Consider the following 14749-nt stretch of genomic DNA (forward strand, 5'->3'; position numbering starts at 1 on the left):
CAACTTGCGAAGGGTCTTTTTTTTGTAATATAAAATAAATTTTAGCTTTCTTTATGTTGTTTTTCAATCAACTTTTTATCTTCTCTTGAAATTGTATCTACTAATACCGGTGTTGCGATAAATAATGAAGAGTAGGTTCCAACAACAATACCGATAAGCATTGCAAAAACAAATCCTCTAATAGACTCTCCTCCAAAAATAAACATTATTGCCAATACACCTATCATCGTTAATGAGGTATTGATTGTTCTTGACATTGTTGAATTAATTGATTTGTTCACTATTTCAGGAAAAGTACCTTTAGTTTTTCCATCTAAGAATTCACGAACCCTGTCAAATACAATTACAGTATCATTCATTGAGTACCCGATAACAGTAAGGATTGCCGCGATAAAATGTTGGTCAATTTCCATACCGAAAGGCATAATTTTATAAAATAAAGAATAAATACCTAATACAAATATAACATCATGCGCCACAGCTGCGATGGCACCTAAACCATATTGCCATTTTCTAAAACTAATTAGCAAGTATAAAAATACAATTAACATTGCCCCAAGAACGGCCCAGTATGCATTCGTTTTAATATCCTCAGCTACAGTAGGTCCCACTTTTGATGCTTGTACAACACCATATACTTTACCTGGGTAAGCATTTATAAATTTATCGTACGTTAAATCTGCTGCAAAATGTGATTTCAAACTTTGAAACAATAATTTGTTTACCTCTTTATCCGCTTCTATACCGTGCTCTTCAACTTTATATTTGGTAGTGATTTTCAATTGATTATCATTACCAAATATTTTAGCTTCAGCACTACCAAACACTTTAGTAAGCTCCTCTTTTACGATTCCAGCTTCAACTGGTTTTTCAAAACGAACCTGAAAAGTTCTTCCACCAACAAAATCAACACCTTGATCCAGTTTGTTTGTCGCTAATGAGACAATACTCACCACAACTACAACTGCTGAAAACAAATAAGTCCATTTTTTTACTTTTTAAGAAATCGAAATGGAAGTTTGTGAAAAAGTCTTTAGAAAAATTAGTTACGAATGTTAAATTAGCTTTTTTAGCAATGTTTTTATCGATAAATATTCTTGCAATAAAGATTGAAGTAAATAATGATGTTATAATACCAATCAATAATGTCGTTGCGAAACCTTTTATTGGGCCCGAACCAAAAATGAACAATACCGTACCGATTAAGATATGCGTAACGTTTGCATCCACGATTGATCGCATTGCTCCTGTCCAGCTATAAGAAGCTTTTACCGCTTCATCCAGTGATTTTCCATCTCGTAATTCTTCCTTTGCTCTTTCATAGATAATGATATTAGCATCCACTGCTGTACCCATTGTCAAAACGATACCTGCAATACCAGGCAATGTAAGAACTGCACCTAAACTTGCCAAAATTCCGAAAAGGAATAATAAGTTAACCGCTAATGCAATATTAGCATACCAACCTGCTTTACCATAATAAACCATCATCCAAAGCGACACTAAAAGCAATCCTACAATAGCAGAATTAGTACCGTTATCTATAGCTTCTTGACCTAAAGATGGCCCTACCACTTCTGACTGAACAATATCAGCCGAAGCTGGAAGTTTACCCGCTCTAAGTACGTTGGCTAAATCTTTAGTTTCTGTAACATCAAAAGATCCAGAAATTTCAGATCTACCTCCAGCGATTGGTCCGCTAGATACTCCTGGCGCAGAATAAACGATATTATCAAGAACGATAGCAATGCTACTCTTTTGCGTGTATGCTCTGCCTGTTAATTCTTCCCAACCTTTTGCTCCTTGACCATTCATTTGCATAGAAACAGCTGGTTTTCCTGACTGATCAAAAGTATCTTTTGCATCAGTAACAACTCCTCCACTCATAGCAGGTTCGTTATCTCTATTACCTTTTATCGCGTATAATTCTACTGCTTCAATATCTTTATCTTTAGCATCTTTTATTATTGTCAGTTTTCCCCAAAGGAATTTAGCATAACGCTGATCTGCCGATAGTAAATTTCTAACATCTTGTCTTTTAAAATAGCCGTTTACCGTTGCTGTATCCTTCGGTGAGAAAAGACCTAATACCGGTCCACCGCCTTGGGCAATAATTTTATCAAGCAAAGGATTATTCCCTTTTTTAGTAGTAGCTGAATCTCCCCCATTTGTTAACAAAGCACTCAGAGAATCTTTAACCACTGGCTTAGATTCTACTGTAGTAATTTCGGTTTTCTTCAATGTCTCATTTGCTGCCAACAAGAAATTACCCATTTCTTCAATCTTGTACGTTTCCCAAAACTCTAATTGAGCTGTACTTTGTAGCAATTTTTTTATTCTGTCTACATCCTTAGCACCAGGAAGTTCTACAAGAATTTGTCCAGACTCTCCTAATTTTTGAATATTAGGTTGAGTAACACCAAATTTATCAATCCTTTTTCTCAGTACTCCAAAGGCACTTTCTACAGATTCGTCCACTTTTCTTCGGATTACCTTTTGAACTTCGGCATCCGTCATTTGAAAATCTACTCCACCTTCTCCTTGTAAACTTCTGTTTGCAAAAATATCTGGCGAAGCTAACTTTACAGTCCCTTTGGAATTGGCTTCAAAAGCATCAAAAAACTTTTCTAAGTAAGGCGTATTCCCTTGTATGTTTGCTGTCGCGTCTGCTAAAGACTTGTTAAAAACGGGATTTTTAGAATTACTTGATAATCCTTTCAAGATATCTTTAACAGAAATTTGAAGTATTACATTGATACCTCCTTCTAAGTCAAGACCTTTGTTGATCTGCTTATCACTTACTTCATCGAAGTTAAAATTTGTAAATCCAAGATTAAATACATTTTCCTTACCAATGGAATCCAAGTACCTTGCTTCTTTATCAGAGTTACCTGCAGCAAATGCTTTGGCATCATTTTTTACTTTGTTTGCGACAAAAGTGAAAGAAAGTTGGTAAATACTCACCAATGCAAATAGAATTGCGAAAAATTTAATAAGTCCTTTATTCTGCATTATTACTAAAAATTAATTATTTTATATTTATTTATTTTCAACTCCTATTAAAATAGCTCTTGACTCCGATTTCAATTCTAAAAAGAAAAACCAAGAATTATATTATTGTTTTTTAACCGAGCAAATATATAATTAAGGTTAAGATTAACCAATTTATTTGTTAATTAAAATCAAAAAAAAGACTGCAAAAGTGCAGTCTTCGTTAATTATATACCAGATTATTAGGCTAAAATTGATTTCAGCGCATCGTTCATTGCGCGAACTGCCTCTGCACTTTTAGCGAACGTCGCTTTTTCTTTATTATTTAACTCAATCTCAATAATTTCTTCAACACCATTTTTACCTATTATACAGGGAACACCGATACAAATATCGTTTTGCTCATACTCTCCTTCAACAAAAACAGAACAAGCAATCATTTTCTTTTGGTCATTCAAAATACTATCCACTAAATAAGCAACTGACGCTCCTGGTGCATACCAAGCTGATGTTCCTAAAAGACCAGTAAGGGTTGCACCACCTACCATGGTATCAGCAGCTACTTTTTCCAAAGCTTCTTCTGAAAGAAATTGAGACACAGGAATTCCATTGTAAGACGCTAAACGTGTTAAAGGAATCATTGTGGTATCACCGTGTCCTCCAATAACCATTGCAGAAATATCATTTGCTGGTTTACCCAAAGCCATTGACAGGTACGTTCTAAAACGAGAGCTATCAAGGGCCCCGCCCATTCCTATGATTCTGTTTTTTGGTAATCCAGTAGCTTTTAAAGCTAAATACGTCATCGTATCCATTGGATTTGAAACTACTACTATAATAGCATTTGGTGAATGAATCAATACATTATCAACAACCATTTTAACGATTCCTGCATTAATCCCTATCAATTCTTCCCGAGTCATTCCCGGTTTTCTCGGAATTCCAGAAGTAATAACTACCACATTACTATCAGCGGTTTTAGTATAATCATTAGTAACACCAGAAACTCTGGTATTAAATCCTGTATTAGTAGCACACTGCATAATATCCAACGCTTTGCCTTCGGCAAAACCTTCTTTAATATCCAACAATACTACTTCACTTGCAATTCCCCTATAAGAAATTGCGTCTGCACAAGTTGCTCCTACATTTCCTGCTCCTACAATAGTAACTTTCATCTTTTATATATGTATTTCTGGTTAGTTAGTTTATTCTCTTCAACCTAATTAGGCATCAATATTAGCATAAATAGCATTTTTCTCAATAAATTCTCGTCTTGGCGGCACTTCATCGCCCATCAACATCGAGAAAACTCTATCCGCTTCAGGTAAGCTATCGATTGTTACCTGACGTAAGGTTCTGAAACTCGGATCCATTGTCGTCTCCCACAACTGCTCCGCATTCATTTCCCCTAGACCTTTATAACGCTGAATAGCTGCACTACCGCCCATTCTTTCATTAATTTCGTTGCGTTGGGCATCGTTCCAGGCATATTCTTTCTTATTCCCTTTTTTAACTAAATACAAAGGTGGTGCAGCTATATAAACATGCCCTTCCTCAATAAGTTCTCTCATGAATCGGAAGAAAAATGTTAATATTAAAGTAGAAATGTGGCTACCATCGACATCGGCATCACACATAATAATTACTTTATGGTATCGCAATTTTTCCATATTTAAAGCTTTGCTGTCTTCGGCTGTACCAACGGTAACCCCCAAAGCAGTAAATATATTTCTAATCTCTTCGTTTTCAAATACTTTATGGTGCATTGCCTTCTCCACGTTCAAAATCTTACCACGTAATGGCAGAATCGCTTGAAATTTTCTATCACGACCTTGTTTAGCCGTTCCGCCTGCCGAATCTCCCTCGACAAGATACACCTCACATTTTGTAGGATCTTGCTCTGAACAATCCGAAAGTTTACCCGGCAATCCACCGCCACCCATTACGGTTTTACGCTGGACCATTTCACGCGCTTTTTTAGCGGCGTGACGTGCTTGCGCTGCAAGAATTACTTTTTGAACAATGATTCTGGCATCATTTGGATTTTCTTCCAAATAATTCTCAATCATTTCACTTACCGCTTGACTTACAGGAGAAACAACCTCTCTATTTCCAAGCTTTGTTTTAGTTTGACCTTCAAATTGCGGTTCCGCAACCTTTACAGATATAATCGCCGTAAGTCCCTCACGAAAATCATCTCCAGATATATCAAATTTTAATTTATCCAACATCCCAGAAGCATCCGCATATTTCTTTAGCGATCTTGTCAGACCTGTTCTAAAACCTTGTAAGTGCGTTCCTCCTTCATGCGTATTGATATTGTTTACGTAAGAAAATATATTCTCAGTATAACTTGTATTATAAATTAAGGCAACCTCAACAGGTATTTCCCCTTTTTCATTATCCATGGAAATAACATGCGCAATAATTGGCTCACGATTTACATCTAAATAACGAATATACTCCTTCAATCCTTCATCAGAATGAAAAATTTCAGAAACAAAATTCCCGTCTTTATCCAATTCTCTTTTATCCGTAAATGTAATTGTAATTCCCTTATTAAGGTAAGACAATTCACGCATACGGGCAGATAACGTGTCATATGAAAAATCTGTGGTTTGAGTAAATATAGTTTCATCAGGATAAAAAGTAACTATTGTTCCTCTTTTTGTAGTTTCCCCAATTTGCTTTACCGGATATAACGCTTTTCCTTTTTCATATTCTTGTTGATACACTTTCCCATCACCACTATGAACAGTTGCAGTAAGATGATTGGACAGTGCATTCACCACCGAAACCCCAACGCCGTGCAGTCCACCAGAAACTTTATAAGAATCTTTATCAAACTTTCCTCCAGCACCAATTTTAGTCATTACAACCTGCAGTGCCGAAACGCCTTCTTTTTTATGAATCCCTACCGGAATACCACGACCATTATCTTCAACGGTAATAGACCCATCTTCATTTATATCAACGATGATGGTATCACAATGACCACCCATTGCCTCATCGATCGAGTTATCCACTACTTCATAAACTAAATGATGCAATCCTCGAACCCCCACATCTCCAATATACATCGATGGACGCATTCTTACATGCTCCATTCCTTCTAATGCCTGAATACTATCTGCTGAATAACTGTCCTTCTTGATTTCTTCGCTCATATGATTTATTCTAAAAAATGTAATTTCGTCTAACACGCAAATATATAAAAACGTAAACTATATTACCGTTAAAATAGCCTTTTAAGATGTTAAGTTATTAACAAAACGGTGGTTTTTTATATAAAAAAAACGCTCCAAAATCGAGAACGTTCTTCTTTTTAATAAAACTTAAACATTTATACCAATCTTAGTTATTTCAGTATCTGCCTGCACGTGTGCCTCATTCGCTCTTCCGCTTGGATCTTGATTTTCCTGCCATTTTGGAATCCATTTTCTAACCGTTTGTGCCGCACTGACTTGCGGGTAGTACTTATTAAAAATAGATCGGTAAAAATAAGCCTCTTTAGTCACCGGCGAATTGTACGGGAATTCAGTAGCTGCCCCCAACAGCTGTTCATCTGTAACTTGAGAAGCACAATATTTTATCAATTGATCGATCCAGCTATATCCTACCCCATCAGAAAACTGTTCTTTTTGTCTCCATAAAATCTCTGCAGGCAAATAAGGGTCTTCCGGAGTATCAAATGCTTTTCTTAATATGTATTTTTCTTTACCATCGTACCTTTTAGGCTGCTTCTCTTCTGGATTGATCCTCATGGCTACCTCTAAGAAGTCTTTGTCTAAAAACGGCACCCTAGCCTCCAGTCCGTGAGCCATCGTAGATTTATCCGCCCTTAACAAATCAGCAGTGAATAATTTCTGAACTCTTTCAATCGTTTCTTTCTGAAATTCTGCAGCAGAAGGCGCATTTCTAAAGTACAAATAACCTCCAAAAATCTCATCAGCTCCTTCTCCTGACAACACTACTTTAATTCCTAAATCACTGATTGCTTTTGATAAAAAATACATTGGTGCACTGGCTCGTATCGATGTTACATCATAGGTTTCCAAATGCCAAATTAACTTATCCACTATTTCTATGCCCTGCTCAACCGTAAAATGGACCTCATGGTGCTCAGTACCCAAAAAATCAGCTACTTTCCTAGCTGCTAAAGCATCTGGAGCATCTGCATTCAATCCTACAGAAAATGAATGTAGTTTTTTTCCCTGCTCTGCCAATAATCGCGAAGCAATCGCAGATGTTAATGACGAATCTAACCCTCCTGATAACAAAACGCCAATGGGAACATCGCTCATCAAGCGCTTGCGGGTAGCCTCAGTCAAAGTGCTTCGGATTAATTCTAAGTCTAAATTGTGATTTGCCTTTTCATAATCTTCATATATAGGCTTGTAATACTTCACAAAACCTGATTTTTGCGTATAATAATGTCCTGGAGGAAAAGTGGAGAATGTTTTACATTGGTCAGATAGAGACTTCATTTCTGAAGCAAAATAAATCCTTCCTCTTTCATCTAAACCGTAATACAAAGGCTTTACTCCCAACGGATCTCGCGCAACAATAAAATCATCTCCGTTTATCACAACAAAGGCAAAATCACCATCTATTTTGTCGCAAAAGTGATAACCAAATTCTTCGTATAAATGAACAATCACTTCCGAATCTGATTTTGTTCTAAAAGTATGTTCTTTCAAAATACCGTCTCTTAATGCTTGATGGTTATAAACCTCTCCATTATGAATCACGTAGGCCGTATTACTCCCTTGAATAGGCTGTTTCCCCGAATGTAAATCGATAATCGACAAACGTTCATGACTTAAAACAGATCCGTTTTCCATAACATGCAAATCACTTTCGTCCGGGCCACGGTGCGACATTCTTTTCGAAAGCTTCATTACTGATTCCGCATCTTTTCCTTTCCCTATAATGGCTAATATTCCACACATAATTCTACTATTATCAATGTTTCAGACACACAAATATCCGTTAGCGGTTACAATTACAAAACACAATCGTATTATTTAGTTATACTTATAAACCAAAAAAGATAAAATAACTAGAAAATGAAATTAAAACGTATCTAATCTGAAAATTTATATTATAAATTCTGAACGACCTTCTTTAAACAGTTCGTTTATTTTACTTTTATTCCTTTTACATAAGTACTCGCTGGCTTCAATTTCAAAATTTCGCTCTCTTTGATTTTCATAATGTCTTTATCATACAAAACAAAATCCGCCCATTTACCTGCTTCTAGACTTCCTTTTTCTTTTTCTTCAAAATTAGAATAAGCGGCCCAAATTGTCATCCCTTTTAAAGTTTCCTCTCTGGTTAAAGCATTTTCCATCTGGAAACCACCATCAGGAAATCCTTTACTATCCTTTCTAGCAACTGCTGCATGAAAAGTCAACATTGGGTTCACTTCTTCGACAGGAAAGTCAGTACCAAGAGCGATAACTCCCGCTTTTTGAAGTAATTTTTTATACGCATAAGCATTTTTCAAACGCTCTTTCCCCAATCTCTGTCCTGCCCAATACATGTCTGAAGTAGCGTGCGTAGGTTGGACGGAGGGGATAATACCCAATTTAAAATAATCAAAATCAGCTTCTTGCACTACTTGCGCATGCTCTATTTTCCAACGTCTGTCCTTTTTACCTTCTAAAGCTGCTTTGTATACTTTTAATATTACTGTATTTGCAGAATCTCCAATAGCATGTGTATTCAACTGAAAAGAAGATGCAGCGATTCTGTTAGCAATCACTTTCATATCAGGAATCGGGGTAATTAATGCGCCAAATTGTTTAGGGCTGTCTGAATATGGTTTATGCATACACGCTCCTCGAGACCCTAAAGCCCCGTCTCCATACATCTTAAAAGACCTGACATCAAGATTGTCTGTTTTATAAGTCCCTTTTTCAAGGTACAAGTCCATGTTTTTTTGATTCACTGTAATCATAGCATACACATTAAGCTTCATCGCCTTAGCTTTTTGTAAACTATCGATTAAATCAATAACCTGCGGATCTAAACCGGCATCATTTACTGTGGTCAATCCATATTCAAACATTATTTTCTCCGCATCTAGCAGCGCTGTTATTTGTGTTTTTCTGCTTGGTTTTGGAATTATGTTAAATACTAAATTCATCGGGTTGTCAATTAAAATACCACTTGGCTCTCCATTCACAATTTCTATTTGGCCACCACTTGTTTTTGTGTCTTTAGTAATATTTGCCATGGCCAACACTTTACTGTTGACCACTATAGCGTGACCGTCAACCCTATTAAGAACTACAGGAATGTTTGGAAAATATTTATCTAAAATTGCTTTAGAAGGAAATTGTTTAACTGCCCAATCATTTTGGTCCCAACCATTTCCAACAATAAATTTAAGGTTTTTCTCTTTCTGAAAAGCCTGGATGCGGCTTATCACCTCCTGCATACTTTTAGTGCCTCGTAAATCGACTTCCTGCAAACTAAGTCCATAATTGTAAAAATGACAGTGCGCATCAATTAAACCCGGGTAGATAAACTTACCCTTTGCATCGATGTTGTTCTGAGATTCAAACTTATTAAGTATTTCTTCATTTGTACCAATAGCAACGATTTCACCATCACTTACAGCCATCGCTGTGGCAGTATCAAAAGAGCTGTTAACAGTATATATCGTGGCATCAGTAAATATTGCGTCGACAACAGTTTTATCTTTTTTTAAACAAGAAATAAGAGAACATAAAACAAAAAATAACATAAAAGGTTTCATAGTGCATGGTTTAGATAGGCTAATATAAAAAAGAAGAGCATATAAAAAAAACTACTTCCTGTTATTTACATCGAATCCCGATACTGTACTAATTTTTCAAAACAAAATAGAATAATAAATCCCTAAAAATTCAACAATTACCTATGTTGTTATTGATTTTAAACAAAAAAAAACCTCTCATAACTGAGAACATTTTCTTAACTAATTAAAAATAAACTCAAAAATAATCTTCACAGATTAAAAAAACTCTTAAAAGGCGGGTCTGCTCTGCGATTCCAATAGTTTTTGGAATTACAGAGAAAAAGGAGTTGACTTATTTACTCAACTTATAATTATTAACCAGTACAGATGCTGAAATATTCAAAACTTTTTCAAGTTCTCTAATCATATCTACCGTAAGCCTTTTTTTTCGGTTTAAGATTTCTGAAACACTACTTTTTCCTCCAATAATTCCGACCAAATCTTTCTGCTTAATATTCATTTCTTCCATTCTAATTTTTATCGCTTCAATTGGGTCTGGAGCATCAATAGGAAAATATTGGTTTTCATAATTATCAATTAACATAGTCAAAATCTCTGCTTCCTCCCCCTCAATAGAATTAGGAGCAGCATCAAAAATCACTTCAAGTCTCTCAAGTGCGTTCAGGTAATCATTGTCATTTTTAATAGGTGCAATTTCCATAATTCTAAATTTTAAATTGTGTCAGCGTTTATTTTATCGTATTCGGTATGTGTTCCTATGAATCTAATGAATGCCCATTGCCGCTCATAATTAAATTTTACAATAAGTCGATATGAATTTCCTTTAATATTAAAAACAATTCTGCTGTCTTTCAATACACTTGCACTTATAAAAGTTTGCTTGATGTCATGTGGGGAATTCCAATTTGAGTTCTTAGCAGTTTCATACCAGGTTTTTAAATACTGTTCAGCATCAGCGTGGTTTTCCCAAAAATCCCTCAAAGTCTTTTTTGCAACGATCCTTTTCATATTTTCCAAATAGAATACAAAGATAAACAAAAGTTCTATATTCGCGAACTTTTGTTTTAAATTATAAAAATTCAATTGCAATGAATAAAAAACAAGTTTTCAAATTAAGACAATAATCTATAAATTATTTTGCTAGATTTGTTTTAATCAGACTCTAATAAAATTAAAATATTTTTAAAATAAATAAGAAAAAATATTTCATCGCTTAAGATGGCGAGCAAAAAGGACCATTTTCAATTAATGAACTAAAAGAAATGAGTATTTCTAAAACTACATTGATTTGGCAAGAAGGGTTTGACGATTGGATTGAAGCAGGGAAAATAGAAAAATTGCAGATTTTATTAAAAATTACTCCTCCTGGCCTCCCAAAAAACATACAAAAGAAAACAAAAAGCGAAAAAACTTTGAATGTAAATTTAGGTATTGGAAAAACTAAATCAAAAATCGAGCTTAAAGAAAAAGAGCTTGCGCAAGAAAAAATAAAAACTAGCTTTGCTAACAAATTTATATGGTTTTTAAAAAACAGCATTTTCGCTTTAACTATTGCATTAGGATGTTCTTTCATAGCTAACTATGTAGTAGACCCTGCGTATCAAAGAGAACACGATTTTGAATTCATATCCGCAAGTACTATTATATTTATTTTATGCGTTTATATAATTTTCAAAAGACCAGTTGCGCAAATTTACAATTGGTTTAATAAATACTCCCAAAAGGAAATATAACGCCCTATAAACGTAAAAATTATCACAAACGAGAGTGCAAAACAAAAACCGAGCAATTGCTCGGTTTTACTATAAATTTTAATATTTTTTTTAATTTCTACATTGAAATAATTTTTTTTATGCTTTTGCATAAGCATCAGAATGTACATTGGTAACTGCTCTTCCAGAAGGATCATTCATGTTTTTGAACGCCTCATCCCATTCTAAAGCGATTTTTGTACTACACGCTACACTGGCTTCTTGAGGCACACATAAGGCTGCGGCGTCACTAGGAAAATGTTCATGAAAAATAGAACGGTAGTAATATTCTTCCTTAGACGTAGGAGTTTGCAACGGGAAACGAAATTTAGCACTTGCTAATTGCTCATCGTTCACCTCAACAGCCACCACTTCTTTTAATTTATCAATCCAGCCATATCCTACTCCGTCACTAAATTGCTCTTTTTGTCTCCAAGCTACACTTTCAGGCAACATATCCTCAAAAGCTTTACGCACTACCCATTTTTCCATTGGGTGTTCTTTGTTGATCATTTTATCTTGTGGGTTGATTCGCATCGCCACATCCATAAACTCTTTATCTAAGAATGGTACACGCCCTTCAATTCCCCAAGCCGCTAAACTTTTGTTAGCTCTTAGACAATCGTACATATGTAGTTTCCCTAATTTACGAACATTCTCTTCATGAAATTCTCTTGCGTTTGGCGCTTTATGGAAATACAAGTACCCTCCAAAAAGCTCATCAGCTCCTTCACCAGACAACACCATTTTTATTCCCATAGACTTAATCACTCTCGCCATTAACCACATTGGCGTTGAAGCTCGGATGGTAGTTACATCATAAGTTTCTAAGTTGTAAATCACATCACGTATCGCATCTAATCCTTCTTGAATCGTAAACTTAATTTCGTGGTGGATGGTTCCAATGTGATCTGCCACAATTTGAGCCGCTGCTAAATCTGGAGAACCTTCTAACCCTACTGAAAAAGAGTGTAATTGTGGATACCAAGCGTCAGCAACATCACCTGACTCGATGCGTTTTTGCGCATATTTTTTGGCTATAGCCGAAGTAACTGAAGAATCTAATCCTCCTGAAAGCAATACTCCGTAAGGAACGTCGCTCATCAATTGTCTGTGGACCGCAGCTTCCAGTGCCTCTTTAATAGCTGGAATACTTGTTTCGTTGTCTTTTACAGCATCATAATCAGTCCACTCTCTTTTGTACCATTGTACAAATTCTCCATCTTTACTTGTCATATAATGTCCTGGAGGAAACAATTGGATTTTTGTACAGTATCCTTCTAGTGCTTTCAATTCTGAAGCCACATAAAACGTTCCGTGTTGGTCCCAACCAATGTATAATGGAATAATTCCCATATGGTCACGAGCTACAAAATACTCGTCTTTATCAACATCGTAGATTGCAAATCCGAAGATCCCATTCATTTCATCAATAAAATGTGATCCTTTTTCTTTGTAAAGCGCTAAGATCACTTCGCAGTCGCTTTCCGTCTGAAAGTTATATTTTCCTTCAAATTGCTTTCGCAACTCTCTGTGGTTGTATATCTCACCATTTGCAGCTAAAACTAATTTTCCATCTTCGCTAAGCAAAGGTTGCTTGCCAGAAGCCGGATCAACAATTGCCAAACGCTCATGAGACATAATTACTTTATTATTACTGTAGATCCCGCTCCAGTCTGGTCCGCGGTGACGAATGATTTTAGACATTTCTAATACTTGCGGTCTTAAAACTTCTGCTTTTTGTTTTAGATCAAAGGCACATACTATTCCACACATAACTATATATTTTAAACTTTTTTATTTATTTCGATAAGGTAAAGATGCAATTACAGTTACAATTACAAAACACAAATAGCTTATTTGGTTATAGATATAAGTAATAATTGCAAATTAGAGTTAAAACTGTAACTAAAAGAACATCGAGAATAGTTTTCAAGTTGAAAACAGTAATTTCATAACGTCTTCCATAATCATAAAAGCACCTAAGAGGACTAAATAGAACGAATGCTATGCAATCTCCTCTATCAAATATTTTGTATTATTAATTTCAAATGTAAATCCTACTGCATTTCCCATCAGTTTATTTCCCAAAGGCGATTGGGGAGACAGGGCAATAACATTAACTCCTTCTATGCTAATTTTTGGCAGTGCTAAACTAAGGTATAAATATATTCCGTTTGCTTTCACTAAACTCCCTACTACTATGGTTCCAGCAATTTTAGAGGAATCAATTTTATCCAAGATTGCCTTCTGGGCAACGACCTCACGTAGTTTATTATTCAGTTTTTCCTGTTCGATATGCATCATGGACAACGCCGTCTCATGCTTATCGCCGGCAGAACCTTTGGCATCATTTTTAGAATCCTCGGTAAGCGCCACAATCATATCTCTAAAAACATCAATTCTGTCTTGAACGAGTTGCACGTAATACTGATATATCTTTTGTTTGAAAGTCATAATTATTGTTTTTTTAATACGGCAAATGGAAATAAATTAGCTTCTTCCCAACTAACGTCCGCTACTACCATTCCACATTACAGCTACCAAAGTTATGTTATTATTATGGAGTCCAACAACTTTTTTTAGAATCCTTTTCAGTATTCCTATGAAGTTTTAATAGGAATTTCTAACTTTACATTTGATTGAATACTAATTTCAATATTTAAACCTATATAATCCATACTATGAAAAAATCGACATTGATTACTGCAATTGCTTTTGGCTTTATGATACTACTATCCTCAAATGCAAATGCCCAGAAATTCCCTGATCTTGATAAAAGCCCTATGGATGCGGCTTCCTACCCTACCGACTATAAAAATGCTGACAAACTTGCAAAAGTAACCTACAGCAGACCACAACTAAAAGGTCGTAGTGTAAACGAACTTGCTCCAGCGGGGAAAGTATGGAGAACAGGTGCAAATGAGGCAGCAGAAATCACGCTTTACAAAGACATGAAATTAGGAGAAACTAAAGTTAAGGCAGGTACTTATACTTTATATGCTATTCCAGAAAAAGACAACTACACTATAATTATTAGTAAAGACTTAAATGTTTGGGGTTCCTACTTCTACAAAGAAGCTAATGACGTTGCTCGATTAAAAGTTCCTGCAACTGAAGGTGCTGATTCATTAGAATCTTTTTCTATGGTTTTCACCAAAGGGGATAACGGTATCGTTTTAAACTTAGGATGGGACAAAGTTAGAGTTGCGGTTCCGTTTACTGAATAACACTATTTTTAGCAGATACAAAAAAT

9 protein-coding genes and 2 pseudogenes are annotated in these 14749 nt (G+C 35.4%); 2 read left to right on the forward strand and 9 right to left on the reverse strand.

Features of this window, described 5'->3' with window-relative positions:
• Positions 1-41: 41 nt before the first annotated feature.
• From secDF to A3SG_RS0114520, 7 genes and pseudogenes are all read right to left on the reverse strand, one after another.
• Positions 42-3012, reverse strand: a pseudogene (gene secDF / locus A3SG_RS20010) (protein translocase subunit SecDF).
• A 221-nt stretch (positions 3013-3233) separates the two neighbouring features.
• Complete coding sequence (mdh, locus tag A3SG_RS0114495; protein WP_016990731.1) at positions 3234-4169, reverse strand: malate dehydrogenase; 936 nt, start codon at positions 4167-4169, stop codon at positions 3234-3236.
• A 48-nt stretch (positions 4170-4217) separates the two neighbouring features.
• Positions 4218-6161 (reverse strand): DNA topoisomerase (ATP-hydrolyzing) subunit B, encoded by a 1944-nt coding sequence (gyrB, locus tag A3SG_RS0114500; protein WP_016990732.1) that lies wholly within the window; start codon positions 6159-6161, stop codon positions 4218-4220.
• A gap of 168 nt (positions 6162-6329) precedes the next feature.
• A complete protein-coding gene (gene asnB, locus A3SG_RS0114505) occupies positions 6330-7946 on the reverse strand; it encodes an asparagine synthase B (protein ID WP_016990733.1) in 1617 nt (538 codons plus the stop codon).
• Positions 7947-8134: 188 nt separating this feature from the next.
• Positions 8135-9760 (reverse strand): amidohydrolase, encoded by a 1626-nt coding sequence (locus A3SG_RS0114510; RefSeq protein ID WP_016990734.1) that lies wholly within the window; start codon positions 9758-9760, stop codon positions 8135-8137.
• Between the two features lie 313 nt (positions 9761-10073).
• Positions 10074-10442 carry a type II toxin-antitoxin system HigA family antitoxin gene (locus tag A3SG_RS0114515; RefSeq protein ID WP_016990735.1) on the reverse strand — a complete coding sequence of 123 codons (369 nt, stop codon included), beginning with the start codon at positions 10440-10442 and terminating at the stop codon, positions 10074-10076.
• An 11-nt stretch (positions 10443-10453) separates the two neighbouring features.
• On the reverse strand, positions 10454-10750 hold the full coding sequence (locus A3SG_RS0114520) for a type II toxin-antitoxin system HigB family toxin (protein ID WP_029596832.1): 297 nt from the start codon (positions 10748-10750) through the stop codon (positions 10454-10456).
• 221 nt (positions 10751-10971) lie between these two features.
• Here A3SG_RS0114520 and A3SG_RS0114525 point away from each other — a divergent pair.
• Positions 10972-11475 (forward strand): annotated as a pseudogene (locus A3SG_RS0114525) (DUF4339 domain-containing protein); the annotation flags it as partial.
• A gap of 117 nt (positions 11476-11592) precedes the next feature.
• Here the strand turns inward: A3SG_RS0114525 and asnB (A3SG_RS0114530) are convergent.
• Both asnB (A3SG_RS0114530) and A3SG_RS0114535 read right to left on the reverse strand, forming a co-directional pair.
• Positions 11593-13269 (reverse strand): asparagine synthase B, encoded by a 1677-nt coding sequence (gene asnB / locus A3SG_RS0114530; RefSeq protein ID WP_016990738.1) that lies wholly within the window; start codon positions 13267-13269, stop codon positions 11593-11595.
• Between the two features lie 231 nt (positions 13270-13500).
• Positions 13501-13950 carry a hypothetical protein gene (locus tag A3SG_RS0114535; RefSeq protein ID WP_016990739.1) on the reverse strand — a complete coding sequence of 150 codons (450 nt, stop codon included), beginning with the start codon at positions 13948-13950 and terminating at the stop codon, positions 13501-13503.
• Positions 13951-14177: 227 nt separating this feature from the next.
• On the opposite strand from A3SG_RS0114535, the gene A3SG_RS0114540 reads away from it, so the two are divergent.
• A complete protein-coding gene (locus A3SG_RS0114540) occupies positions 14178-14723 on the forward strand; it encodes a DUF2911 domain-containing protein (RefSeq protein ID WP_016990740.1) in 546 nt (181 codons plus the stop codon).
• The last annotated feature ends 26 nt before the right edge of the window (positions 14724-14749 follow it).

It is taken from the genome of Flavobacterium sp. ACAM 123, from assembly GCF_000264055.1.
Classification (GTDB): Bacteria; Bacteroidota; Bacteroidia; order Flavobacteriales; family Flavobacteriaceae; genus Flavobacterium.

Coding starts and splice junctions, on each gene's coding strand:
- mdh (WP_016990731.1), bottom strand. CDS start 4,169: ATGAAAGTTACTATTGTAGGAGCAGGAAATGTAGGAGCAACTTGTGCA.
- gyrB (WP_016990732.1), bottom strand. CDS start 6,161: ATGAGCGAAGAAATCAAGAAGGACAGTTATTCAGCAGATAGTATTCAG.
- asnB (WP_016990733.1), bottom strand. CDS start 7,946: ATGTGTGGAATATTAGCCATTATAGGGAAAGGAAAAGATGCGGAATCA.
- A3SG_RS0114510 (WP_016990734.1), bottom strand. CDS start 9,760: ATGAAACCTTTTATGTTATTTTTTGTTTTATGTTCTCTTATTTCTTGT.
- A3SG_RS0114515 (WP_016990735.1), bottom strand. CDS start 10,442: ATGGAAATTGCACCTATTAAAAATGACAATGATTACCTGAACGCACTT.
- A3SG_RS0114520 (WP_029596832.1), bottom strand. CDS start 10,750: ATGAAAAGGATCGTTGCAAAAAAGACTTTGAGGGATTTTTGGGAAAAC.
- asnB (WP_016990738.1), bottom strand. CDS start 13,269: ATGTGTGGAATAGTATGTGCCTTTGATCTAAAACAAAAAGCAGAAGTT.
- A3SG_RS0114535 (WP_016990739.1), bottom strand. CDS start 13,950: ATGACTTTCAAACAAAAGATATATCAGTATTACGTGCAACTCGTTCAA.
- A3SG_RS0114540 (WP_016990740.1), top strand. CDS start 14,178: ATGAAAAAATCGACATTGATTACTGCAATTGCTTTTGGCTTTATGATA.